The organism is Rhodococcoides fascians A44A (assembly GCF_000760735.1).
Classification (GTDB): Bacteria; Actinomycetota; Actinomycetes; order Mycobacteriales; family Mycobacteriaceae; genus Rhodococcoides; species Rhodococcoides fascians_E.
The window spans coordinates 321,299-347,489 of sequence record NZ_JMEX01000007.1 but is presented as its reverse complement, the minus strand read 5'-3'; the positions used below and the strand labels follow the sequence as shown (position 1 = coordinate 347,489).

Genomic DNA, 26,191 nt, shown 5'->3' with positions numbered 1-26,191 from the left:
GGAGCCGGTGATGTACGACGCGGCCGGCGACGCCAGGAACGCGACGGTACGTCCGAACTCCTCCGGATCGCCGATACGACCGAGCGGGATCCGAGCCAACGCGTCGTCGGACACGGCGCCGCCCCGGGACGTGTCGAATCGCCCGGGAAGGACGCTCACGACCCTGATTCCTCGTGGCCCGAGCTCGTCGGCGATGTCCTTGGCCACCATCGCCAAGCCGGGGCGCAGTCCGTTGGACACGCCGAGGCCCGTCAACGGCGACTTCACCGATGTCGACAGCACGAACACGATGGCGCTTCCGTCGGTCATGACCTTCGCCGCTTCGCGGGCCAGTCGCACCGCCCCGAGGAACACGGACTCGAACGACGCAGTCCAATCCTCGTCGGCGGCATCGAGGGCGGTGCTCGGCGGAGGTCCACCGACACTCACGACGAGACCGTCCAGCTTGCCCCAGTGCGCGATGGCCGACTCGACGAGCAACTGTGCGCTCGCGGGATGGCCGTTGTCGGCGACCATTCCGTGCACCGCGTTGGGTCGGTGCGCGCCCAGTTCGGTCACTGCCTCGTCGACCTTGGTCTGTGACCGGGAGGCCACCGTCACCTTCGCTCCCTCACGAAGCAGCTCACGCGCGGACGCGAATCCCAGCCCTTCGGTTCCTCCGGTGACGACGAACGCTTTACCCGACAGACCCAAATCCATGAACTCTCCTCTTGTTCGAACAGCGTCGACGCGCCGCTTCCGGCTGCATGACGTGTTCCCATCTTGCTACAGGCGAGTCGTCCCCCCGAATGCGGTAGAAAGTCGATGTCGGATCCGCGATGAATTCACGATTCGTCCGTTGTCGATACACACGAGACTTCCACGCCGAATGAATGGAGACCCCAATGTCCCGAATGCTGTTCGCCAACATGCCCGTCAAGGACGTCACTGCCACCCGCGCTTTCTTCGGCGGACTGGGCTTCGAGTTCAACGACGTGTTCAGTGACGAGAACTGTGTATCGATGGTCGTGAGCGAGCAGGCGACGGTGATGTTCCTGGCGGAACCTCGCTTCAAGGACTTCATCTCCGACGCGATCACCGACACGACGCAGTCGCGAGAGGTTCTGATGTGTATCAGCGCCGACAGTCGCGACGAGGTCGACTCACTCGTCGACGCGGCGATCACCGCCGGAGGGTCGAGTTGGATGGAGCCTCAGGATCACGGGTTCATGTACGGGCGTGCGTTCCGTGATCTCGACAACCACGTGTGGGAAGTCATGTGGATGGACCCCAGCGCCGTGCCGTCCGAATAGTCGGGGACGGGCCAGGTGGGGCTATCTCGACCTCCCTGTCAGAGGCGTTCGGGTAGACCGAATTTCTCGAACAGAGTCAGGTCGAAGAAGCACGCCACGTGGCCCACTCTGCCCGCCTCGATGTCGACGACGTGGAGTTGGAACGGCAGGTGGATTCCGTCCTCGTTCCGCATGTACAGCCCGTAGGCGGGCTGACCGTTGGCCGACGTCGCGACCATCCGCATGTCGCCCGCTCGCTGCGCCGGACAGTTTCCACGGATGAGGGTGCCGATGTTCTCGGCCCCTTGGTACCACCCTTCGAACGGCGGCATCTCCCACACTGCGTCCTGGGTGAACAGAGTCACGAGCTGGTCGATGTCGTAGCGTTCGAAACTGTCGACGTACTTGGCCAGCAATTCCCTGGTCTCGGCGGCTGCCGGCTCGACGACATCGTTTTCCGACGGCATGACCTCGTCGAGTTGCGCTCGTGCGCGTTGAAGCAGACTGTTCACCGCGGTCGTGGTGGTCGCCAGGGCTTCCGCTACTTCGGACGCCTTCCACTGCAGCACCTCACGCATCAGCAATGCTGCTCGTTGACGTGCCGAGAGGTGCTGCAGGGCAGCGATGAACGCCAGTCTGATGGTGTCCCTGCCGACGACGATCGATGCGGGATCGTCCGAATCCGCGAGCTCGGAATCTGCGATGGGCTCGAGCCACGCAATTTCGTGCGTCGCCACCAGGTCGTCGGTGGGGTCCGAACTCGGTGCACCGAGCCCCGTCGGCAGCGGACGCTTGGACTTGCCGTCGAGCGCCGTGAGGCAGGTGTTGGTGGCGATGCGATACAGCCAGGTCCGCATCGACGAGCGCCCCTCGAACTTGGAGTAGCCCTTCCACGCGCGGATGTACGTTTCCTGCACGAGATCCTCGGCGTCGTGAATCGAGCCCGTCATGCGGTAGCAATGAGCGAGCAGCTCACGACGATACGGATCGAACTGCGCTACGAATGCGTCGCCCTCTGCGACCGTGGCCGTCATGAGTGAAGAGACTAATCCCACAGTCCGACGAACGCCCGACCGATCGGACGAATAGTTGTGCCGACGCGGCCGATCACGCAGGGCGCGCCGACGACGGCGTCGGTCGGCTCGTTCCCCTGTCGAAGCAGATAAAGTGTGGAAAGCCCGTGGGGCATGATCGGAGGCGCGGACGGTGACAGCGTCGACGAACATCGACGACCTGGTCGACGAGGCCTACGCCGAACGTCGTCGGGCATGGCAGGCCGCGCTGGTGACGGCCCAGAATTTTCTGGAGACCATCGCGGACGAGATCCTCGACAACGTCGACCGAGATCGGCTCAATGCGCAGACCGCCCGAATCAAGGATCCGGTGCGGGCAGCCGACAAACTGCGGCGGAAGATCACGGAAGGCCGGATCGTCGAGCCGAGGACCATCGACGAGGTCGTGGAATCCCTGCCGGATCTGATCGGCATCAAGGTTCTGTGCAAGAGCCCGCGGGATCTTCACGCCTTCGTGGACGCGTTGGAACGCGCGTGCACCGACCCGGAATGCTCGGTGCGCTTCGCCCGGAACCCGACCGACTACGTCGCGTTCCCCAAACCGAGTGGATACCGCGCCTACCACGCGATTCTGGTCATCCGCGTCGCCACCCACCAGGGTGATCTGATCGTGAACGTCGAAGTCCAGGTCAAGACGAGGCTGCAGGACGCCTGGGGTGAACTCACCCACGAGGACATGTACAAGCCAGGTGAGGCTCTCAAGCCGACGGAGGCGCACACCGAGTACGCCCGGCAGATGGCAGAGCTTCTCCTCCAGGTCGACTTGATGGCGGACGACCTCGCGGCGCAGCTCGATTCACAGACGGCCGTCGCGAAGGGCGCCGTCGTCGAACCGGTCCCGAGGGACTCGGCCATCATCTCTGCTCGAGTCACCCGTACCGGTCCGAGGTATGCGTTGGCCGTCGGACCGGACGGTCGCCGGGGACTCATCCCCGCGCGTTCGGTCAAGGCGGTGATCGGCGCCAAGGACCGCATTGCCGTCGACGACTATCTCGAAGTCGGTGACGTCGTGGAGGTCGTCGTGGAGGACACCGCCGACGCTCTGTACTACCACTTGTCCTCTCAACCCCCGTCGAATCGTCCGCGCAAACGGCGAGTGTGACCGAACGACCGTGCCCGAGCGCTGTCACCTGCACTTCTCAGGTTGATCCAAGAAATGTCGGGTAGACAGCATTTCCTGTGACTGCAACCGAGATCTCCCCGCCCACTGCGGCCGAATCGGTCGAGGAACCCCGGGACACGCGAATCCGGCGTGCACGGCCCACAGCCGACGTCGTCGTCCCGGTGACGGCGTTCGCGGTACTCGCGACGCTGTACTCGCTGTTGTCCGTGCTCGGCCACCGACAGCTCCGCACGTCCGGATTCGATCTCGGAATCTTCGTGCAACAGATCTCGTCGTACGCCGAGTTTCGGGCGCCGACGTCCGATCTCCTGGGCACCGGTTACAACACCCTGGGCGACCACTTCTCCCCGATCACCGCACTGCTGGCACCGGTGTATCGCCTGTTCCCGTCGCCGGAGACGTTGCTGATCGCGCAGGCGGTTCTGTTCGCGCTGGCAGTCGTTCCGCTGTCCAGGTGGGCGGTCCGTGAGTTCGGCACGGCGACAGGCATCGCAGTGGCGTTCGCCTACGGCCTGTCCTGGGGTGTGCAGGCCGCCCTGAACTTCGACTTCCACGAAATCGCGTTCGCCGTGCCACTGATGGCCATGTCTCTCGTCGCCCTGGGCAATCGTCGATGGCTACCGGCCTTGGTGTGGGCGCTCCCGCTGGTGTTCGTCAAGGAGGACATGGGTCTGACGGTTGCCGTCATCGGCGGTCTGGTCGCATTCTGGACCACCGGACGCACCCGCGCGCTCGGAGCTCTCACAGCCGTCTGGGGCCTCGGCTGGGTCGTCCTCGCCGTCAAGGTGATCATCCCGCTGCTCAGTGCCGACGACTCGTACGGTCAGGGATCGAAGCTGCCTCCCCTCGGGTCGGGCATTGCCGATACCGCCCACGGTGTCGTCGCAGGTGACTCACGCGCAGCGACTGCCTTCCTCCTCCTTGCCGTGACCGCGTTCGTTGCGCTGCGCTCGCCGCTCCTGCTGGTCGCGGTCCCCACCGTCGCGTGGCGATTCCTCAGCGACAACACCAACTTCTGGAAGCCGATATTCCATTACAACGCGATCCTGATGGTCGTCGTCTTCGCGGCCCTGATCGACGCCGTCGTGCGGTGCCGCAGGCACGAGCAACTCACCGAGCGCGGGCAACGCACGATCTTCACGGCCGTGGCTGCGTTCGCGATCGTCGCCCTTCCGTTTCTTCCCATGGCTCGCCTGGCGACAGCCGACGGGTGGTCGACCGATCCACAGGTGACCGCGTCCCACGCCATCTCCGACGCCATTCCCGCAGATCGGACGATCGCGGCGTCGAACAATCTGGTTCCACAGTTCGTCGCCACGCACGACGTCTCCGTGTTTCCGCAACGCGCGACGAACACCGAGGCACCGGACTGGATCGTCGTCAACCGCAGCGATCCTGCCGGATGGCCGACGGACGGTGCGGGCGACGACAAGGCAGTCGCCGACGCGGTGGCGTCGGGCTATGTACTTCGATTCGCCGACGCCGGAATCGAAGCGTTCGAGCGGCCGTGATGATCGAGCTGTCCAGGCGAATTGACAAAGGCTAGCCTTATCTTAGTAGTCTGACCTCTCCGGGTGCCGCTTCATCGAAGCAGCGACGCCCTGCCCTGACGGCGTCACGCCGTCGATTCTGCGCACGGCGGATCCGACTCTTCGCCCGCCTGCGCCCGGACAGGGAGAGGGTCGATAGATGCACGAGAAGTCCATCGGTCTGTACGATCCGTCGCTGGATTCCGACAGCTGCGGGGTCGGCTTCATCACGCGCAAGGACGGCGTTCAGTCCCACGACGTGCTGATCAAGGCTCGTGAGGCGCTGTGCTCGGTGCCGCACCGAGGCGGCATGTCCGCCGAGGGTGTCGGCGACGGTGGCGGTGTGTCCCTCGACCTGTCCGTCGACTTCTTTCGACGCGTCACCGACCGTCGGACTCTCGAACTCGGCCGATTCGCTGTGGGCAACTTCTTTCTCCCCGACGACGAGTCGCAGCATGCACGAGCGGTCGAACTGATCCACCGCGCCATGATCGATCGCGGATTCACCCCGCTCACTGTCCGCGATGTTCCGGTGAACAACGACGCCATTCGTCCCGCGGCCGTGAAATATCAACGTCCCGTTCGTCAGTGGATCTGGGAGGTACCTCGTCCCCGGCCCGAACCCGCAGCCATCGATCGGCTGATTCACGAGGCACTGCTGCACATCGAATCGATCGCGTACACCACCCCGGCACTGGCCGGGCTGTATCCGCTGTCGCTCAGCGCACGGACGCAGGTACTCAAAGGCCGGCTGAACTCCGACGAGGTCATTCCCTATTTCTGCGACCTCGTCGACCCGGAGCATTCGGTCCACACGATCTTCTTCCACACCCGCTTCTCCACCAACACCGATCCACATCCGACCATGGCGCAGCCGTTCCGGTTCATGGCGCACAACGGAGAGTTGAACACCGACAAGAAGAATCGCCTCGCGGAAGCAGCGGTGGCAAGCGCCAAGCGTCGCGCCATCGTGCGCCCGCCCGGCCAGTCCGACAGTTGCCGCCTGGACCAGACCGTGCAGGCCCGCGTCGTCGAGGACAACGTGGAACTGGTCACGGCCGTCGTGTCGATGATGCCTCCGGCGTGGGAGAACGACTACACGCTCTCGCCTCGGGTCCGAGCGATGTTCGAGTACTTCTCGCTGTACGAGGAGAAGAACGACGGACCGGCTGCGGTGGTGTTCGGCGACGGCACGGTGATCGGCGCACGTCTGGACCGCTTGGGACTTCGTCCCCTCCGGACGGTGGAAACGAACGACTACCTGTGCGCCTTCTCCGAAGCCGGCCAGGTTCGGTTCCCACCCGAGACCATCACGCATCGTGGTCGCGTCGAAGCCGGCGGAATGATCTACTTCGATCACCGCGACAAGCACACCTACTACACCCGCGAAGCCTTCGAAAAGCTCGCTGTCGATCGCGATTACACCGCTCTGCTCGCAGCCGCGCGCGTCGGCATCGACGATCTGGACGCCACCGACTCCGTCGCCGACGCCTATGCGGGCGATCTGGAACGTCATCAGCGTTACGTGGCGTATTCGCTGGATCAGGAAAGCTTCAAGTTCCTGATGGATCCGATGCTGGCGAGCGGGGTCGAACGCGTCTCGGCGATGGGATACGGCAACGCGATCAACGCTCTCACCGACCGCGAAGGCGGGATGGCGAAGTACTTCTCGCAGCGATTCGCGCAGGTGACCAACCCTCCGCTCGACAGCATTCGCGAGGCCGACGGAATGACGCTTCGGGTGTCGCTGGGGCCGAAACCCAATGTCGGTGGCCCCGTTTCCCGCCAGGTCGTCGTGCCCAGTCCCCTGCTCTCGCACACGGATCTGCGCCGGATCACCGAACAGCCGCATACCCCGGTCGCACGGTTCGACATGACGTACCGGTCGATCGACACCGACAGCGAGGCCAACGAACGCGCGCTCGTGAAGGCCGTGAATTCGCTGGCCGATTCGGTCGTTCGGTTCGCCCGTGACGGCGGTATCGCCGTGCTCAGCGACCGAGACATCACTCGGGACAACGCTGCACTCCCGGTGATTGCCGTTGTGGCGTTCGTCAACGAACGGTTGATCGCAGCGGGTGTCCGATTACGGGTGTCGCTGGTGGTGGAGAGTGGCCAGATCTCCTCGTCTCACCATGTCGCACTCGTGCTGGGGTTCGGCGCTGCCGCGGTTCATCCACTGACGGTGCGGTTGCGAGCCGAGGACAAGTTCGGTGCCGACCCGGACGTGGCGTTCGCCAAGTTCGTGAAGGCGGCCGAGAAGTCGTTGATGAAGACGATGGGACGCGTCGGCCTGTGCACCGTGGAGAGCTACATCGGCGGTGAGTTCTTCGAACCGAACTTCCTCGACACATCGGATCCCGTTCTGTCGCAGTGGTTCCCGAACATGAAGTCCCCGGTGGGCGGCGTCGGGTTCCGCGCGATCGCCGCGGGTGTCGCGCACTGGCATGCCCACGCCCGTAGCGCGGCGAGCGAGAGCGACCTGCCGAACCTGGGGTTGTTCAAGGAACGCGCCGACGGCGCAGGCCATTCGTTCGGGGCCACGTCGGTTCGTGGATTCGTCGACATGACCAAGGAGAAGATCGCCTTCGCCGGTACCGAAGCCGATGCGACGCAGACCGATGCACTGCGGCTGCTGACCATCACCAGGCTGGGTGACGCGTTCGGTCTCGGCGCCGAGGCGTACGCGTCGACGAGTTTCGACCGGTTGACCGACGAACAGATCGACGCGTTCGAGGTGACGGGCGACTACCGGTCGTTCGTACGGTCGATGCACGACGAGCGCTCGCGTCGACCGGCAGCACTGCGCGACGTGTTGGCCACGCCGGCCGACGTGTCGGACTGTTCGTCGGCGCAGGAGTTCGCGCTCGAGCTCGGCCGCTTCGACATCGAGGGCAACACGGGCATTGTCGTCCGCGGCCTGCAGGTCGACGCCGTGTCGGACACCGAGTTCGCACTGACGCTGCGTACCGACCCTGCGCGTACCAACCCGGCGCGTGCGCATCTGCTCGGTGATGGTCTCGGTCTTCTCTTCGGCGACGAGGCCACGAGTCGCATCGACGGGGACACGGTGATCGTGACCTCCCGCGGCCGAGCGTCGCTGTTCCTCGGAAAACTGGGTGCGGCGCCTGCGTCGATCCCCTTGTCCGAGGTGCAGAAGGCAAGTGCGATCACACCGTTGCTCGCGTCGGGCGCGATGAGTCACGGGGCTCTCAACGCCAATGCGCACGAAGCCGTCGCGCACGGAACCAACATGGTCGGCGCGATGTCCAACAGCGGCGAAGGCGGAGAGCATCTGTCGCGCTACGGGACCGTCCGCGCCTCTCGCATCAAACAATTCGCCTCGGGACGCTTCGGCATCTGGGCCGGCTATCTGGCCGATCCGATGCTCGAGGAAATCGAGATCAAGATCGGTCAGGGCGCCAAACCCGGCGAGGGCGGACAGCTGCCTGCCCCCAAGGTCACCGTCGACATCGCCGCGGCCCGCAGCGGCACACCCGGCGTCGAACTTGTGTCTCCCCCACCGCATCACGACACGTATTCGATCGAGGACCTCGCGCAGTTGATCCACGACTGCAAGGCCGCGCGCGTACGCGTGATCGTGAAGCTCGTCTCGTCCGAGGGGATCGGCACCATCGCCGTCGGCGTGGCGAAAGCAGGTGCGGACGTCATCAACATCGCCGGCAACACCGGCGGAACCGGGGCGGCGTCCGTCACGAGCCTGAAGTACGCCGGACGCGCCGCGGAGATCGGCCTCGCGGAAGTGCACCAGGCTCTGTGCGCCAACGGACTTCGCCAGAAAGTGATCCTCCGATGTTCGGGAGCCCACCAGACCGGTCGTGACGTCGTCACCTCGGCGTTGCTCGGTGGCGACAGCTTCGAGTTCGGCACCACGGCGCTGATGATGATGGGCTGCGTCATGGCGAAGAATTGCAACGTCAAGTGCCCAGCAGGATTGACGACCAATCCCGAGGTGTTCGACGGTGACCCTCGATCGATGGCGCAGTACCTGCTCAACATCGCGCACGAAGTCCGAGAGTTGCTCGCCGAGCTGGGTATGCCGTCGTTGCGGCACGCCCGCGGCCGCACCGATCTTCTGCACCTCGTCGACCATGCGGCAACGGTGGGTGCGCTGGACCTGCACTCGATGCTGACCGTCGTTCCCGAATCCGTCGTCACCGACCCCGTCTACCTCGAACGCGAATACGGCATCGACGACATGCTGATGGCCGAAGTCCGCACCGCCCTGATCGACGACCGCGCACGCACGGTCGCGCCCGGCGGCCGAACGCACCTGGGCAACCTGAACAAGAGCGTCGGCGGGCAACTGTCCATCGACATCGAACGCCTTCTCAACCACGAACTCCCGACGTCGGTGACCGACGCCATGCCCTCGGTGCTCGTCGACGACCGCGGCCGGCGATACCTGGCGCCGGGCACGGCCCTGGTGTCCACGTACGGCGCGGCGGGCCTCTCGTTCGCCGCCTTCTGCAACGACGGAGTCGTCATGGATCACACCGGCACCTGCAACGACGGAGTCGGCAAGTCCATGAACGGCGGCACGGTGATCGTCCGCTCGCCCGGCGGCGGATCACCCGAAGCGGGCGGCAACGTTCTCATCGGAAACTTCGCGCTCTTCGGCGCGACCGGTGGACGGGCATTCGTGGAAGGTGAATCGGGCGACCGCTTCGGCGTGCGGAACTCCGGAGCCACCGCCGTCGTCGAAGGCGTGGGTGACTTCGCGGCCGAGTACATGACCGGCGGCGCCATTCTGAATCTCGGCGGGTTCGGCAAGGGTGTCTGCAACGGCATGAGCGGCGGATTCTTCTATCAGTACGACCCGAACCGTCTGTTGCCTCTCCGTGCGAGTGCCGACTCGGTGATCCTCGGATCCATCACGGCGGACGACGAGCAGGCAGCCATTCACACCGTCGCCGTTCGAATGCTGCTCGAGTGGCACGTCGAGGCCACCGGGTCGGCCTCCGCGACACGGTTGCTGCAGAACTGGGAGGTGGAGCAGCATCGCTTCGTCTACGCGATGCCGCGGGCGCTGCAGCTCTACCAGGACAGCGACGCGATCCTTGCCGCGAAAACCCGGAAGGAGCTGCTCGACGAGCTCGCGGGCTCGCTGGCAACCCAGCAGGTCCGGTCCTACAAGCTCAGCCTGCGAGAGGGCACTCCGGTGCTCGGCGGATCGGTGCCGGGATACGGCGAAACCGATACCGACACCGTGTACGCGCTGTTGAACCAGTACACGGTGATGCACTACGCGCACGAGGTCGCGCTCACCCGAGTGCCCGGTTCCAGCGCGATCGACGACCCGGCCGTGCACAAGGCAGCACGAAACCTCGTGCTGACCGAGGACTTCGCGCTCGTTCACCGGCTGACCGCCTACGCGAAGGACGTGCTGGGTGGGTACGAGGACGAGCAGTTGGCTGCCCTCGTCGGTCACAAGCGCGTCGACGACTACAAGCAGGCCCTGACCGCGAGAAACGTGCGCGGTTCCGACAGCCCGGCCACCTACGGCTGGATCATCTACCAGGACGCCAAGAACCGCGCCAAGCTCGGATCGCTACCGAACTTCGACGAATTGTTCGCCGTGCGATCCGTCCCCGACCTGGTGTCCTGACGAGAGAGACGGAAAGTTCAGTGCTCATTCCCTACATTCCCGAGGACGCGCCGTTCACCGGAGATCAGCGCGCCTGGTTGTCCGGTTTCCTGGCGGGACTCCATTCACGACTGGCGATGCCCACCGGTTCCGCCGCGCAGCCGGACACTGCCTCGGTAGCCGCTGCGGTCCCGCTGCAGATTCTGTACGGCAGCCAGACCGGAAACGCCGAAGCGCTTGCTCAGGACGCCGCCGACCTGGCCCGACAGCACGGGCTCGACCCTCATGTCGGGTCGCTGGACGCGGTGGACATGAACGCGTTGGCGGCCATGCGTCGCCTGATCGTTGTGACATCTACATACGGCGAAGGCGAGATGCCGGACAACGCCCAGCTATTCTGGGATGCTGTTGCCGCCGACAGTGCACCTAGACTGGAAGGGCTGTACTTCGCGGTCCTCGCACTGGGCGACACGAGCTACGACGGATACTGTAAGGCGGGACGAGACATCGACTCACGACTGGAAGCACTCGGGGCGACCCGGACGGCCGACCGTCTGGATTGCGACGTCGACTACGAGGACGCGGCCGCAGCATGGCTGGCCGGCGCAGTCCCCTCCATCGCATCGGTCGACGGCGGCGGGGCTCCTGCATCTGCACCGCCCGAAGCACCTGCAGCGAAGCCCGCGAAAAGTGCCTCCAAGCGGTCACCGTGGAACCGGAAGAACCCGTACCGCGCCACCGTCCTCGCCAATCGCGTTCTCTCCGGGCCGCAGTCGTCGAAGGAAGTCCGTCACTACGCGTTCTCGTTGGGTGACAGCGGCCTGACGTACGAGGCAGGCGACGGACTGGGCGTCAAGCCGGTCAACCACCCGGAACTCGTCGACGCACTGATCGGGCGGCTCAGCGTGGACCCGGACACGACGGTCACGGTCAAGGGCTCCGAGCAGCGTCTCGACGAACTCTTGACGCATTCCTACGAGATCGGCGTGCCGTCGATGGACCTCATCGAGGCCATCGCCGAACGATCGGGCGACGACGAACTCCAGCATGTCCTCCAGACGGGTGACCGCGAGTCTCTCGACGCCTGGACCTGGGGCAAAGATGTCCTCGACGTTCTCGCGCTCGATCCGGCGCTGACGATCGAGCCCGCCGAGCTGCTCGAACTGCTCCGCCCGTTGCAGCATCGTGTCTACTCGATCTCGTCGTCGCCGCTGGCGCACGAGGGCACCGTCCACCTGACGGTCGCCAGCGTTCGGTACCGCTCCGCAGAACGTGACCGCGGCGGTGTGTGCTCGACGTTCCTCGCGGACCGTGTCGGAGAGGGCGACGGCGCGGGGGTGTTTCTCTCTGCGAACAAATCGTTCCGGCTACCGTCGGACGACGACGCGCCGGTCATCATGGTCGGACCCGGTACCGGTATCGCGCCGTTCCGTGCGTTCCTTCACGAACGGCGCGCGCGCAACGCATCGGGCCGCAACTGGCTCTTCTTCGGTGATCAGCACCGCGCGTCGGATTTCATCTACGAGGACGAATTGAACGCGCTGTCTCGCGACGGCGTGTTGTCCCGTCTCGACCTGGCTTTCTCGCGCGATCAGACCGAGAAGGTCTACGTGCAGAACCGCATGCGAGAGAACGGCAAGGAGCTGTACGCGTGGCTGGAGGAGGGCGGTCACTTCTACGTGTGCGGTGACGCCACTCGTATGGCCAAGGACGTCGACGCCGCGCTGCACGACGTCATTGCCGAACACGGGGGACGCTCCGCGGATCAGGCCGAGGACTACGTGTCCGAGCTCAAGCGCGCCAAGCGCTACCTGCGCGACGTCTACTGACCCCTCGCGGGCCGAAAAAATCGTCACAGCAGTACTTCCTCAGGAGTATCACCATGTCCGCTCCATCCAGTTCGGATGGGGATCGGTCCGACGATCCCACATCCACCCCCGGCCCGCCGGCTCTGCCAAGCGGCTCACGCAGACCCTGCGGCCGCCACAGTGAATGCCGTTGCGAGGCTGCAGCACCCACCGACGCGGGTGACTCGGCCGCCATCAGTGACCTTGACGCACTGCTGACCAAGCCGGACTTCTCGGGCGAGCAGATCGGCGGCGGCGCCGCAGGAGTTGCCGAGTTCTTGCCCCTGCTCGACGAGACCGTGGCCATCACGGTCTCGGGACCGGCGGTGATGAACGACGTCGGTCATTACGACGTCCCCACCGAGATCGGCGGACCGATCCGTACTGCGAAAAATCGAATCTCGCTGCGTATGAACATGTCTCGCCTCCACGCCGCGGTTGCCACCGACCCCGATCAGTACCTCCCTCCGACCTTGAGGATGTTCGATACCACCGGGTTCGCGGCGCACGCAAGCTATCTGACGCCCCGATCGGACAGGTTGGCGTTCGAGGCACTGAGATCGGTGCGCACGCGGCCGTCGTACGCGGTGGTGCCACGACCCCGCACCCCCGTCTCCGACGCGGACGCTCTCACCGAGTGGGAGGGCGCCGACCAGATTCAACAGTTCGACTCGATCCTCGCCGACGGCGGCGTGGCCCGGCAGGCTGCGCTTCCGGCGTTGGCCTCGCTCGGCACGCGGCAGATCGATCCGACGGCAATCGCGGGCGCGCTCGAGCACCTCGCCTACCTCGAACTTCCCATGACGATGGTCACCGCGGGCGCGGGATGCATGCAGATACATCACGATCATCTCATCGCCGCACGCATGACCGGCGGCAACCTGACACTCGCGTCCGGACTGTGCCGGATGATGGTGGACCTGACCCACGTCACCGAATGCTGGGCCACCGTCACCTCCGGCGTACGCGGCCCGACAGCGTCCATCGAACTCTACGACCGACGAGGCCACTGCCACGTGCTGTTCACCCAGACCGGCGCGACGGACTCCGTGGTAGCAGGCGTGTGGGAGGAGATCGTTCACTCTCTCTGACTCGTGCCTCACCAACTTTGTCGGACCCAGCCGATATCTTTCGAGGGCGGCGGTTACAGCCGGGTGAAACTTCGAGAATCCGGTTCGACGAAGGAGCGCATGTGTCTACCGAGCAGGGTGGTATCGAGCACGGTCCGTTCGATGCCGGGATGTTCGATGCCGATGTCGCGGGTGCGTGGCAGCGGTTCGAGAAGAACCTCACCGCTCATGTCGCGGCGATGCCCACGGGAAGCTACGTCACCATCACCTCGGCCCAGGCATCTCATGGACAACGAGGCCAGCGGCCGTATGTGGACCTCGTGGCGATCGACGGAGACGTCATCGTCGGCGTCGCGTCGTTGCCGTCCTACCTGTACCCCGACGACGTCGACATGACGGCCGCCGATCGGCGCCTGCACGGTCTCGGCTGGTCGGAGGCCGGGAAGCCCATGCTCGACGGCACGGTGATGGACTTCACCGTCGACGGACCGCGGGACGAGGCGGATCTGCTGGCCACGGTCGCGGTCGCCACGTTCCGCGAAGTGTGGGACGTGCCCCATCCGTCGTTCCTCAGTGCGTGGACGGTCGGTCTGGCCGGCGGCGCCGGCGGACCGGTAGCGCTTGCTCACGAGCCACACCCCGTCGCGGCAGCATCCGCCGAACGACAGGCGTCCGCCGAAGTGCCGGAGGGCCTCCGATCACTGCACACGTTCTGCGAGCTCGCCGGCGGTCCGTTGGACAGCGTGACGGTGGCGTCCCTCTGCGGCGCCGACCGGTTGGACGAACTGGCTGCCACTGCGGGCGTGCACGCCGACCGGGCAACCGCTCGGGCGTTCGAGCTCCGTCGCCGGGGTACGCCGGCTCGGGCGCGCGTCTGGGAACAACAGGCGCGGTCGTGGTCGGACACCGCAGTCAGTCTGCGTCGCCACCTCGGCTCCGCGTCGTCACTCGACGATCGTCCGGCGAAGTCCGCTGGCTCGTAGCACCTGACGTTCCACGCCGGCGCGCAATGCGTCCTCGCTACCGATGATTCGCACATGTTTCCGTGCTCGCGTGATGGCCGTGTACAGCAGTTCACGCGTCAGCAGTGACGAGGCTTCCGCGGGCAACAGCACGGACACGGTGTCGTACTGGCTGCCCTGGCTGCGATGAATGGTCATCGCGTACACCGTCTGCACCGACGACAGCACGTTCGGATGCACCATCAGAGGCGTGCGTCCCCGCTGGAACGCGGCCATCAACGCACCCTCTCCGGTATCTATCACCACTCCCGTGTCGCCGTTGTAGATGCGTGCGTCGTGGTCGTTCGCGGTGACGAGCAACGGCTGGCCCGGGTACCAGCGCGACGGATCGAGAAAGGTGCCGGACGACTCGCCCACCCAGTCCATTGCTCGGCGCGCCCACGTCTGCACCCCGTACGGGCCCTGACGGTGTGCGCACAGAAGCCGATGCGATTCCAGCTCCGCCAATGCCGTGGATCCGTCACCGGCGCGGGCTGCGTCCGTCACCGACGCGGCGGTGGACAGAACGTCCGCCTGGAGTTCGGACAGCTCCGACGGTGAATGAAAGGAGAGCTCGTCCGGTCTGTCCTTCAGCAACGCGATTGCGTCGTCCGCTCGCCCGTCGCGAACAGCGACGGCAAGTTCCGCGATGGCACCGCCGAACCGTCGGCCTCGGCTCAACCGCACGACCCCGCCTGCCAGACGGGCCCGTTCCTTCGCCGACAACGCGGCCTCGTGCGGATCGCTGACGGCGTCGAGGTCGTCCTCGATCAACGCGGTCAGCGGCGAGGCGTGCCGTCCGTCCGAATGTCCGCCGTCGGCAGCGGCGATGCCCCGGATAGGACGCGCCACCAGGTCCGCGAGGACGGCACCGGCGTCGACGGACGTCAGCTGATCCGGGTCACCGACGAGCACGAGCCGGGTCTCCGGACGAACGGCTTCGAGCAGCCTGCACATCATGGTCAGCGACACCATCGACGTCTCGTCGACGACGATGACGTCGTACGGCAGGCGATTGGTTGCGTTGTGACGAAACCTGCTCTTGCTCCCCCGCTGCCAACCCAGCAACCGGTGCACCGTCATGGCAGTGATTCCCGGCGGAAGCCCGAGGGCTGCAGACTGTTCGGTCACCGATTCCTGGAGCCGCGCCGCCGCTTTGCCGGTGGGAGCAGCGAGGCCGATCCGAATCCCCGGACCGAACTGTCGAGAGAACATCGCCAGCACCCGGGCCACCGTGTGCGTCTTGCCCGTGCCGGGGCCACCCGCGATGACTGTTGTCCACTGTGTGGCAGCCAGTGCCGCCGCGATCCTCTGCCGATCCGGGGCCATCGTCGGCTGCCCGTTCTCGTCGAGGAACAGCTCGTGCAGCAGCGACCTCACCTCGTCGACGTCCACATCGGGCCTCGACGATTCGCGTGTCTCCAGAACCGTCCGAATCGTGCGCTCCTGCAGGTGATACCGATCCAGGTACAGCAGTTCACCGTCGTCGGTGTCGACGAGACGCAGTGGGACCAACGGCCCGCGATCTCCTCCCGTCACCAACGGACTGGCCCGCAACGCAGCCAACACATCCCCGAGCTCCGGCCACGGCAACGAACCGAGGTCGACGTCGGACTCCTCGTCGACGGTCACGTCCCTCAACCTCCGCAGATCCAGACACACCGACCCCGACCGCACAGCCCGAACCGCAAGAGCAGCGGCGAACAGAACATTCGGATCGGATTCTCCGCCGAGCGCACCGAGCCGGAGGGCGACGTGAACATCGGCCGGAGCCAGAACGCCGACCTCGTTGAACGTCTTCAGCAGCCCGTCCGCTCGCTTCACCAACGACGCATCGGTCACGACGAACCTCCTGTTCGACCTGGTCGCTCCGCAGGCTCCGCTCCTGCCCGACCTGGTCGACCGGATCTCGGATCGTGTCCCGCGAGGAGATCGGACACGTCGGTGACCAGTGCCGGTGGCGGGTACCAGTCGAAGACTCCGCAGCCGGCCGGTGTGTGCGGGCCTGCCATGCCGCGTACGAAAAGATACTGCACACCGCCGAGGTGGGTGCGGGGGTCGTAGTTCGGTTGACGCCAGCGCAAATACCGGTGCAGAGCAACGGCATACAGCAATGCCTGCAGCGGGTAGTGCGAGCGCATCATCTCCTGGGCCATGCGCTCGCGAGTGAAGTGTTCGACGGTGAGGTCACCACTGGTGATTCTGTTTGTCTTGTAGTCGACGACGACGTAGCGCGTCCGGCCTGCTTCGTGAACACGCAGGACCGAGTCGATGCTTCCGGTCAGATACCCCCGCAGCGGCGGTGATTCGAGGGCATCGAGACGGTCGGCGTACGAGGCCAGGACGTCGTCCGCGGGCAGATGGCTGCGAAGGAGCCGAGCGATGCCCCGGATGGTCACGACCTGCGCGGTCGGGTTGTCACCGCCCGCGAGAGGAAGTTCGAAGTTCAGCTCCGCCAAGTGATCCGACGGTGCAATATCCTCCAGGGTTCCGAAACCCAGGGGTGTGCGCAATACCGGTAGCAACGCGTCGGCCAGCGCCTGCGGCTCGATGTCCGCGACGTTCTCCTCGATCGCGTCGGTGCATCGGCTCAGCAGCTCGGCCTCCACGTCATCGGCGGACGTGTCCAGGTGCTCGAGAATCTCGTGCACCAGGGTTCCGAATGCCGCTCCGGCGGGCAAACCGTTCATCGGGGACGGGATGCCCTGCATGTCGTCGTCTGGTCCGACCACCGGACCCGACGCAGGCTCGTCGGGTTCGTCTTCGATCCCCGGTTGCTCGGGCTCGCTGCGCACTCCTGGCCCCTCGTGGGCCGCCGCGGTCATGGCGGAGTAGGACGTGCGGCGCCAGAGCATGTCGAGCGAGCGTCCGAAGACCGCTGCGCCGAGCGCCGGCTGCACACGGGGCGTCGAGTCGACCGGCGCACGCGCATCGCGGCGTTCGGCCGGTTCGACCGCGACTGTCCCGTTCGCGGCCCCTGCCCATGATTCCAGCCGGTTCGCGGCGGCAGCGTCGTCGAGCACCTTCGGTCTCGGCTCCAGTTCCGCCGTCCCCGGCATTCGGCCGAACAGCACTCGGTGCAGCGGTGACCCGGCCGTCGTGATCGCAGGCGCCCACCACAGGACGACTCGGCACTGGGCTCTCGTGAGCGCCACGTACAGCAGGCGTAGCTCCTCGCCTGCCTGTTCCTTGTCGGACAGCGTTTTTCTCGCACCCCACCCCTGACCGCGCCCACCACCGACGTCGAGGATTCGTCGGTGTTCGTCGTCGTGGTAGACCAGCGTCGCGGGCTTCTGCGGGGATGTCGCGTGCCACGCGAACGGCACGTACACGACCGGAAACTCCAGTCCCTTGGTCGCGTGGATCGTTGCGATCTGCACTGCTGCAGCCTCGCTGTCCAGTCGGCGGCTGCGTTCACCGGTGTTCACCGCATGCGGATGGCTGATGCGCTCGGTCAGCCACCGGACGAGTTCGGTTGCGCCGAGCAGGTCTTCGACGGCCGCCTTGTTCAACAGCTGCGCGACGTGGCGAATGTCGGTCAGCGCGCGCTCCCCCGAATCGAGTGCCAGGAGGCGCGCCTCCAATGCCGTGTCTCCGCTCAGCTTCTCGAACATGGCCGCGAATCCCGCTCGACCGAAGAGGTTTCCGTATTCTCGCAAGCTGCTGCTCAGCCCGGCGACGATGTCGTCGGCACCGGCGTCGAGCTGCTCTGCCGTACGACCCAGCAACGGTGTGAGCGCAGCCATCCGGACGCGATCGGCTCGGTGAGGTTGTTCCATCGCTTGAAGCAGCCACAGCCACTGCGTTGCCGCGGGCGTTTCGAACACCGAGGATCCCCCGGTCAGCACCGACGGAACGCCTACCCGATCGAGAGCGTCACGAACGAGCGGAACTTGCGCGTTGTATCGGACGAGGACCGCGATGTCTCCTGGTTCGACCTGCCGTTCCACGCCGTTCAGTCGAATGGTCGTGCCGCCGGCGATCAACTCGGCGATGTCCGCGGCGAGATCGGCGGCGACGATGCCTCGCACTCTGTCGACAGCAGGGAATCCGGACCGGTTCAACGGGCCCGCACCCGTGCGTGGGAGGTACCTCACCTGGAGCGGCTCGCCGTGGCTGAGCCTGGAGTACTCGTGCGTGGCGCCGACCCGGTGAGCGACGATGCCCTCGTGGCCCAGCGCAGCGCCGCCGTACACGTGTTCCAGTGCCGCGAGCAGGCCCGCGTCGCTTCGCCAGTTGGTGGTCAGCTCGAGCCGGTGATCGGCAACGGACACCGCGTCCAGGTAACTGAACACCTCGGCGCCGCGGAACGCGTAGATCGCTTGTTTCGGGTCTCCGACGAGAAGCAGCGTCGAGTTTCCGTGGAAGGCGCGGGCCAGGATTCCCCACTGCCACGGGTCGGTGTCCTGGAATTCGTCCACGAGGACGACCTGAAACTGTTCACGGACACGTGCGCACGCGAATTCGCCGAGCTCAGGATCCGCCAAGACCCCGTGCAGTAGCTCCAGCAGATCGTCGAAGTCTCGGATTCCTGCGATCCGCTTGCGTCGGCCGACCTCGGTGCGTACCTCCTCGGCGAACGACACTCGATGTCCGACGGCAGGATCGACATCCGTCTCGGGTGCCAGGACAGACTGCCTGTCGGCGATGGCCTTTCGCGCAAGCTCGCGTGCCTCCGTGAGCGTCATCGGCGGATCACGGTCCGCGACCTTGGCGTAGCGACGAAGGAAGGTGTCGTCGACGACCTCCATCGTCAGGTCCTCGACGTTCTCCACCAGCACGGCGTCCGGCTCGTTCTCCCCCGCGATGCCCAGACTGTCGAGCATCCGCTGGCAGAAGCTGTGCGTCGTCGCAATGGTGCCGGAGTCGAACTCGGACAGTGCCTGCAGCAGACGCTGCCGTCTCGCCAGAACTTCCTCGTCGGTGGTGTCGGCCAGAAAGGCCACCAGGCCGTCGTCGTGCGGACCGGGCAACGCGAGTTGTGCTGCCACCGAGGCGAACCGCGCGCGGGTTCGATCACGCAGTTCCCTCGTGGCGGCTCGGGAGAACGTGACGAGTAGCAGTTGCGAGATGTCGCACAAGCCCTCGGCGACGTAGCGCGTGGCCAATCCGACTATCGCGTAGGTCTTTCCGGTGCCCGCACTGGCTTCCAGCACTGTGGTGCCGGTGGGGAGCGGACCGTAGAGGTCGAAGTCCGTCATGGTCGCCGTACCTCCTCGTTCGCCAGCAGTGGGCGCCAGACCACCCCGGCGAGCGATTCGAACACCGTCTTCTCGGCACCTGCTCCGGAGGGGAACTCGTTCCAGTGGCCTCGGGTCAGAGCCGCGAGGGGCGCGGAGGGGCCCAGTACGTACGCGATACTGCGGTCGGAGTGGTCACCGAACCTGTCGGACCATTTGTCGCTCGCGTCCTTCCACGCGTCCTCGGCAGGCAGTCCCGCCGTTCTCCTCTCCGCGTAGACCGACGACGCGATGGGCCCGATCGGCAGCGGTGCGTCGAGGCCCGTGTCGCGCAGCGCAACCAACTCCGCCAACACCGCGAGAGCGTCGGTCGGCGCGTTCATCGTCGATCGCATCGGGTGATATCCCATCCCGCGGCCTGTCGTCACGGCCAGCCAGGGACGCGAACCGTCCTGCGCAGCAACGGCCAGAAGTCTGATCCACGCAGCGATCCGGTGCTTGGGAGCGAGCTTGGAGTACGACGTGCGCGCGATGACGTCACCGTGAATTCCGGTGACCGTCCCGGTGAGCCTGCGTCCACCGCCGAGGTCCACCGAGATGTCCACCACGCGGGGAGGAACGAGGTGTATCTCTCGCGAGGCCTCGTAGAGAGTGTCGACGCCGGTGACGATGTCTCTCAGGGACCGGGCTCCGAATTCGAAGGGCGGCAACGTTCCACGACGCATTTCCGCCGCACGGAAGTCGTCCAGCTCGGTACCGGAGAGCATCTCGTTCAACATACGGTCCCCGACTTCCCACCGCTGAAGGCCGTCGAGGGTGATGTCGAGCGAATCGGCGATGTCGTCGTCGGTCTCGGGAATCCGCACACCGAGGCGTTGCTTCAGGAAACCCGCAATCGGGTTCTCGAAGAACGACACCAGGTCGGCGAGCGCGACATCGGTCGGCGTGCGGGCCGGCAGGCGACTCGGCAGGAACTCGTCGGCGGGGACGCTGTCCTTCTGGGCGGCGAGCGCACCCTTCAACGACACGGCGTCGAAGCTGAACGGATTCTCGGCATCGAAGTTTCGCGCATCGAACGGCTGCAACGGATGTCGGCGGACCACGTCGGCGCCTGCGGTGGTGCGTACGACGTCGAGCAGCTCGCTCAGCGGTATCGCCGGAGGTTTGGTGGATCCGTTCACGGGGTCGGCGCCGGTGTAGAACAGCAACAATTTCTGCCCGGCGGACATCACCGCGTCGAGCAGCAACTGACGGTCCTCGCTGCGGACGTCCCGTTCACCAGGTGCTGGATCCCTGGCGAGCACGTCGTCCCCGTCCATGCCGCCCGTGCGGGGGAACACTTCGTCGTCGAGGCCGAGAAGTACTACCACCCGATGCGGAACCGAACGCATCGGAACCATGGTGCACACCGTCAGCTCGCCCGTCCTGAAATTCGTTCGAGACGGGCGGCCTGCGAGCGCTCGGGCGAGCATGGCCCGGACGTCGGCGAGCCGGAGCGGTGCCGCATCGCCGTGACGTGTGGCGGCCGCGATCTCACGCAGTGCCTGCGCTCGCTGCCACGCGTCGGCCGGTGCCACGTCGGCGAGGAGGTCGAGTGCTCGAACCAGGGCACGACGCCACTCGGACGTGGTGGAGGTTCCCTGCATGTCGCGTACGACGCTGGCAAGGCGGTCGATGAATTCCGCCAGACGCCCGGTCAGATCGATGTCGCTGCTGTCGACGTCGTCGACGGGCAGGGCACGTCCGAGCCAGTGGTGCGCGGTTTCGTCGGCCGATACTCCCAGAAGCAGTCGATCGACGGCGGCGAAGAACGTGTTCTCGGTGAAGTCGTCCAAGCCGACGTCGCGTCGCTGCCGGGAGTTCAGGCCCCAACGTGCGCCAGCCACCTGCGTCCACTCGCGGAGTCGTTCCAGATCGTCGTCGGTGAGCGAGAACTGCCGTCGAACGGGTTCGGCGGCAAGCAAGTCGAGAACTTCGCTCGCGGTGATCCGCCCGACGGCGAGATCGAGCACTGTCGCCACGACGGACAGCATCGGGTTGGTCTGACGGAGACTGCGGTCGGCGAGGCGCACCCTGAGCGAGTGCCCGGGATGATCCAGCGAACCCAGTCCGAACGTCGCTCTGATCAACGGTGCGTAGGTCTCGACGTCCGGACACATCACCACCACGTCACGCGGTTCGAGTGTCGGATCCTCCTCGAAGGCGTGGAGCAACACCTCGCGGAGGACCTCCACCTGCCGGGCCGCGCCATGGCACGCGTGCACGGCGATGGTTCCGTCGGGTGTCGCCGAATGCACCGGCGCGCGTGCAGCTTCGATATCGGCTTGGACACGTCCGAGCAGGGTGGGTACTTCGAAGGATTCTTCCTCGGCGCGATCGACGATCCTGGCGTCCAGAGCAAGGAGTCTCGACTGGAGCTCTCGGACGTCCCGGGACAGGCTGGCGAGCAGCGGGTGATCGATCGTCAGGATCGATCGGTCGTCCGCACGCTTGACGATGGAATTCGACCGCGCCCTCTCGTCCCACAGCGCACGACTGGGATGCGGAAGCCAGAAGTGCACGTCTCGATGCGCTGAAATGGCTGCGACCACCTGCAGTTGATCGGTCGTCAGACGAGTAGCGCCGAAGATCGACAATCGGTCCGGAAGCCGGAGAAGATCGGGACGGCTCCGCACGACGTCACAGCTTTCCGAGAGCCGTTCCGCCGGACTCGGCGTGCCGATACGTTCACGGACCGCGCGCCACAGCTCGGCTTGCCAGCGCAGATCCTCCGGCAGGTCGCCACCGAGTCCGTCACTGTCGACGCCGCGCTGCCAGTCGACGAGCATGAGCGGCCGGTCCGCTCCGTAGGTGCGAAACAGACCCGCCAGATGGGCCGCCGTGGACCACCGACGTCCGGCGCGATGGTCGTCGGCACCGTGCCCGAGGTGGTGCGCCACCACCGCGCACCACGGCTGGTCCATCGACTCGTCGAGGACCGCGAGGGTTGCCCAGAGAACTCGGTCCGTCGACCACGCGTCGTCCACCGGGTCGAAGCCCGCAGCATCTGCCAGGGCTTCGTCGACGAGCTTTGCCGGAGAGGGGAACTCGATGTTGGCGGCAACGCCGTCGCCCCTGTCACCGCCGAGGGAAACCGACAGCCGCTGCGTCAACCACCGCTCGACACCACGTGCGGGGACGGAGACGACCTCGGCCGCGAACGGATCCGACAACGGCGTGGCCAGAACATCGGCCAGAGCGGACGCGAGAACACTCGTGCGTGTCGCACGATGGATCAGCAGCGTCAACGTCACTCCCCTTGCTCGTCGCCGGCGGCGGAAATCTGACTTGACCCTACTCGAGCGACCGACATACTCTCGCGACTACGAATCGCACATTATGTGCGTTTATCGCACGGCTGAGGGAGCTTCATGATCGACGCGGAGACTGCTACTGCGATACAACTTCTCTACGGCCGCCAAAGTCATGCGATCGACTCGGGACGCGCGGACGAATGGGCGCGCACGTTCACCCAGGACGGGGTATTCGATTCACCGAGCTACCCGCAGCCCGCAGTCGGCACGGCCGCGCTGACGGCGTTTGCGGAGCAGTTCTTCGCCGATGCCACTGCCGCACAGGAAAAGCGCCGCCATGTGATCACGAATCTCTCCGTCGACGATCGCCAGGACGGCTCACTGGACGTGGACTGCTATCTGCAGATCATGGCGACTCCTCGAGGTGGCGCCACTCGACTCGTACGCTTCACCGTGGTCCACGACCGAGTAGTCCACGAGAACGGCAGTTGGCGTGTCGCCTGCCGAACGGTGTCCCGCGACGATATTTGATACATACATTTATTTTCTAGTACGGTCGTTAGGGTTACTGACGTGACCGATTCCGACGAACCCGACTTCTGGTCGTTCATCGCCGCAGCCAACTCCAAGCTCGCGGGCGAGTACGGCTTCGAACATCAACTGGCAACCGAAGTACTCCTGACGCTCAACCGCGCGTCGAACATCGTCACCTACGACCTCGAATCCTCGATCCATCGGCCGCGCGGCTGGTCGTGGTCCTCGTTCCGCCTGCTCTTCGTGACCTGGCTCGCCGGACCGATCGAACCGAAGCGCGCGGCCGAACTGAGCGGAATGAGCCGAGCCGCGGTATCCAACCTGTCCAAGACACTCATTGCCGACGGGTTGCTCGTCAGGACACCCGACCAGGTCGACGGCCGATCGGTCCGACTCGCCCTCACCGACGACGGACACACCCGCATGGTCGAGTCCTTCGCCGAACAGAACGAGCGCGAACAGGCGTGGGCAAGCGTCCTCACCGAACCCGAGCAGCGGATTCTCGTCATGCTGCTGAACAAGCTGATCACCAACCGCAGCCAGTTCGACGTTCGCGGGCGCAATTGACGGCCAGGGTTGCACAGATCACTCCAAACTAGTTAATGTGTTTACTATCAGCTCAGGACACATCTAGGAGATCTCGTGGCCTACTACCGGCAACTCGGCTCGGTACCGCCGAAGCGTCACACTCAGCACCGGACACCCGACGGAGGCTTGTACTACGAAGAGTTGATGGGCGAGGAGGGCTTCTCCTCGGATTCGTCGCTGCTCTATCACCGCCACATCCCATCGGCGATCGTCGACGCGACCGTCTGGGAGTTACCCGACCAGTCGACGACGCCGAATCACCCACTCAAACCAAGACACCTGAAGCTGCACGATCTGTTCCCGCCGGACGTCGTCGCAGAGACCGACGTGGTCGACGGCCGCCGACTGATCCTCGGAAACGGTGACGTCCGAATCTCGTACGTCGTCGCCACGAAGCCGTCGCCGCTGTACCGTAATTCGACCGGCGACGAGATGGTCTATGTCGAATCCGGCAGCGCTACAGTCGAAACCGTGTTCGGCGCACTGCAGGCACGCCAAGGCGACTACGTACTGATCCCCCGCGCGACGACGCATCGCTGGGTCCCCGACGGCGAGATACGCGCTTACGCGATGGAGGCGAACAGCCACATCGTCCCGCCCAAGCGGTACCTGTCGAAGTTCGGCCAGCTCCTGGAGAACGCACCGTTCTGCGAGCGTGACCTTCACGGTCCGGCCGCCCCTTTGCTTGCCGAGGGCACAGATGTCGAGGTCCTCGTCAAACACCGTGGATCCACTGGAATCGTCGGCACCCGCTACGTGTATCCGAACCACCCGTTCGACGTCGTCGGCTGGGACGGATGCCTGTATCCGTACACGTTCAACATCTCCGACTACGAACCCATCACCGGTCGTGTGCACCAGCCCCCGCCTGCGCATCAGGCGTTCGAGGGCGACAATTTCGTCATCTGCAACTTCGTGCCGCGCAAGGTCGACTACCACCCGCTGTCGATTCCGGTGCCGTACTACCACTCCAATGTCGACTCCGACGAGATCATGTTCTACGTCGGCGGCGACTACGAAGCCCGTAAGGGCTCGGGCATCGGGCAGGGCTCGATCTCCATCCATCCTGGCGGACATGCTCATGGTCCCCAGCCCGGCGCGTACGAACGTAGTATCGGCGCCGAGTTCTTCGACGAACTCGCCGTCATGGTCGACACGTTCCGCCCCCTCGAACTCGGCGAGGGCGCGCTCGCCTGCGAAGACCCGGCTTATGCCTGGAGCTGGGCTGGGCGAGGACCTGCGTCGTGACCGCATCCTCGATACCGGAGCTCTTCCACGGACTGTGCGACGACGCAGCCCTGTTCCCGCCCGGCAACGCACCTCTGGGCCACGCGGTGCCGCAGCACCTCGGCTACCGCGACGCAGCCTACGCACATCTCGTCGGGCCGTTCGTCTTCCCGATCCCGCGACTACATGAGCTGACGCCCACGAAGATCGACCTGTCGTTGACCGCTCCTGGAGGCCCGTCGAGCGTCGCTGCAGGACTCGAAGCAGCGCAGTCGATCCCAGGCGTTTCGGTCGTAGCCGTCGAGGTCGCAATTCCGGACGGCACCGACCTGACTGCACTGCGCGCCGTCGCCGACAACGTCGATGTCTACGTCGAGATCCCCCGCGACGATCGCCGACACGACATCTTCGACGCCGTCGAGCGGCGCGGTTACCGGGCGAAGTTCCGCACGGGAGGCGTCACAGCGGACCTGTATCCGGACGAGGCGGAACTGGCGGCGGGCATTGCCGAGGCCTCCCGTCGTGGTGTTCGGTTCAAAGCCACCGCAGGGCTTCATCACGCGATCCGGAACACCGCCGCGGACAACGGTTTCGAGCAGCACGGCTATCTGAATGTGCTGCTTGCAGCTCAGGCCGCGGCCGACGGTAGTTCAGTTCGTGATCTCGAACGCATCCTCGCGATCCGGGATCCCGATGTCGTGGCGAAAGAAGTCGCCGCGATCGACACCAACCGCGCATTCCTGTCGTTCGGGACCTGCAGTATCAGTGAACCGCTCGACGACCTGATTTCGCTAGGACTCATCAACCCCTTGTGAGTAGAAATGTGCACCAGGGTGCACATTTCTGC

The 26,191-nt window shown here is 65.4% G+C and carries 16 protein-coding genes; 11 read left to right on the top strand and 5 right to left on the bottom strand.

Annotated features, from left to right (window positions below):
- A partial coding sequence (locus tag BH95_RS11980; RefSeq protein ID WP_037182456.1) for an SDR family oxidoreductase occupies window positions 1–699 on the bottom strand: 699 nt, incomplete at its 3' end.
- Between the two features lie 185 nt (window positions 700–884).
- On the opposite strand from BH95_RS11980, the gene BH95_RS11975 reads away from it, so the two are divergent.
- On the top strand, window positions 885–1,292 hold the full coding sequence (locus BH95_RS11975) for a VOC family protein (protein WP_019666673.1): 408 nt from the start codon (window positions 885–887) through the stop codon (window positions 1,290–1,292).
- 38 nt (window positions 1,293–1,330) lie between these two features.
- Here the strand turns inward: BH95_RS11975 and BH95_RS11970 are convergent, their stop codons facing one another.
- Complete coding sequence (locus BH95_RS11970; protein WP_020113034.1) at window positions 1,331–2,305, bottom strand: sigma-70 family RNA polymerase sigma factor; 975 nt, start codon at window positions 2,303–2,305, stop codon at window positions 1,331–1,333.
- Window positions 2,306–2,477: 172 nt separating this feature from the next.
- Here BH95_RS11970 and BH95_RS11965 point away from each other — a divergent pair, with 172 nt between their 5' ends.
- From BH95_RS11965 to BH95_RS11940, 6 genes are all read left to right on the top strand, one after another.
- Complete coding sequence (locus BH95_RS11965; RefSeq protein WP_019666676.1) at window positions 2,478–3,446, top strand: GTP pyrophosphokinase; 969 nt, start codon at window positions 2,478–2,480, stop codon at window positions 3,444–3,446.
- Window positions 3,447–3,523: 77 nt separating this feature from the next.
- Window positions 3,524–4,978 (top strand): DUF2079 domain-containing protein, encoded by a 1,455-nt coding sequence (locus BH95_RS11960; protein ID WP_037182333.1) that lies wholly within the window; start codon window positions 3,524–3,526, stop codon window positions 4,976–4,978.
- 178 nt (window positions 4,979–5,156) lie between these two features.
- Complete coding sequence (locus BH95_RS11955) at window positions 5,157–10,625, top strand: glutamate synthase-related protein (RefSeq protein ID WP_037182324.1); 5,469 nt, start codon at window positions 5,157–5,159, stop codon at window positions 10,623–10,625.
- Between the two features lie 20 nt (window positions 10,626–10,645).
- The gene (locus BH95_RS11950; protein WP_037182323.1) at window positions 10,646–12,433 is read left to right on the top strand and encodes a sulfite reductase subunit alpha; all 1,788 of its coding nucleotides are present in this window, start codon (window positions 10,646–10,648) and stop codon (window positions 12,431–12,433) included.
- Window positions 12,434–12,486: 53 nt separating this feature from the next.
- Window positions 12,487–13,542 carry a hypothetical protein gene (locus BH95_RS11945; RefSeq protein ID WP_037182322.1) on the top strand — a complete coding sequence of 352 codons (1,056 nt, stop codon included), beginning with the start codon at window positions 12,487–12,489 and terminating at the stop codon, window positions 13,540–13,542.
- A gap of 101 nt (window positions 13,543–13,643) precedes the next feature.
- A complete protein-coding gene (locus tag BH95_RS11940) occupies window positions 13,644–14,504 on the top strand; it encodes a TY-Chap domain-containing protein (protein WP_037182321.1) in 861 nt (286 codons plus the stop codon).
- Here the strand turns inward: BH95_RS11940 and recD are convergent.
- Genes recD through recC form a run of 3 tightly spaced genes read right to left on the bottom strand, consistent with a single transcriptional unit; the run spans window position 14,466 to window position 22,995 of the window.
- Window positions 14,466–16,364 (bottom strand): exodeoxyribonuclease V subunit alpha, encoded by a 1,899-nt coding sequence (gene recD, locus BH95_RS11935; protein WP_037182319.1) that lies wholly within the window; start codon window positions 16,362–16,364, stop codon window positions 14,466–14,468. The two genes, BH95_RS11940 and recD, sit on opposite strands and share 39 nt — an antisense overlap.
- Entirely contained in the window at window positions 16,361–19,723 is a 3,363-nt protein-coding gene (locus BH95_RS11930; protein WP_037182318.1) for a UvrD-helicase domain-containing protein, read from the bottom strand. The genes recD and BH95_RS11930 overlap by 4 nt, the downstream gene beginning before the upstream one ends.
- Window positions 19,720–22,995 (bottom strand): exodeoxyribonuclease V subunit gamma, encoded by a 3,276-nt coding sequence (gene recC, locus BH95_RS11925; protein WP_080738008.1) that lies wholly within the window; start codon window positions 22,993–22,995, stop codon window positions 19,720–19,722. The genes BH95_RS11930 and recC overlap by 4 nt, the downstream gene beginning before the upstream one ends.
- Before the next feature lie 117 nt (window positions 22,996–23,112).
- Between recC and BH95_RS11920 the strand changes: the two genes are divergently transcribed.
- From BH95_RS11920 to BH95_RS11905, 4 genes are all read left to right on the top strand, one after another.
- Entirely contained in the window at window positions 23,113–23,526 is a 414-nt protein-coding gene (locus tag BH95_RS11920; protein ID WP_052060040.1) for a nuclear transport factor 2 family protein, read from the top strand.
- Window positions 23,527–23,568: 42 nt separating this feature from the next.
- On the top strand, window positions 23,569–24,096 hold the full coding sequence (locus BH95_RS11915) for a MarR family winged helix-turn-helix transcriptional regulator (protein ID WP_020113024.1): 528 nt from the start codon (window positions 23,569–23,571) through the stop codon (window positions 24,094–24,096).
- 75 nt (window positions 24,097–24,171) lie between these two features.
- Window positions 24,172–25,365, top strand: a complete 1,194-nt coding sequence (locus tag BH95_RS11910; RefSeq protein ID WP_033187813.1) for a homogentisate 1,2-dioxygenase — start codon at window positions 24,172–24,174, stop codon at window positions 25,363–25,365.
- Window positions 25,362–26,159, top strand: a complete 798-nt coding sequence (locus BH95_RS11905) for a hypothetical protein (RefSeq protein ID WP_037182317.1) — start codon at window positions 25,362–25,364, stop codon at window positions 26,157–26,159. The genes BH95_RS11910 and BH95_RS11905 overlap by 4 nt, the downstream gene beginning before the upstream one ends.
- Window positions 26,160–26,191: the final 32 nt, after the last annotated feature.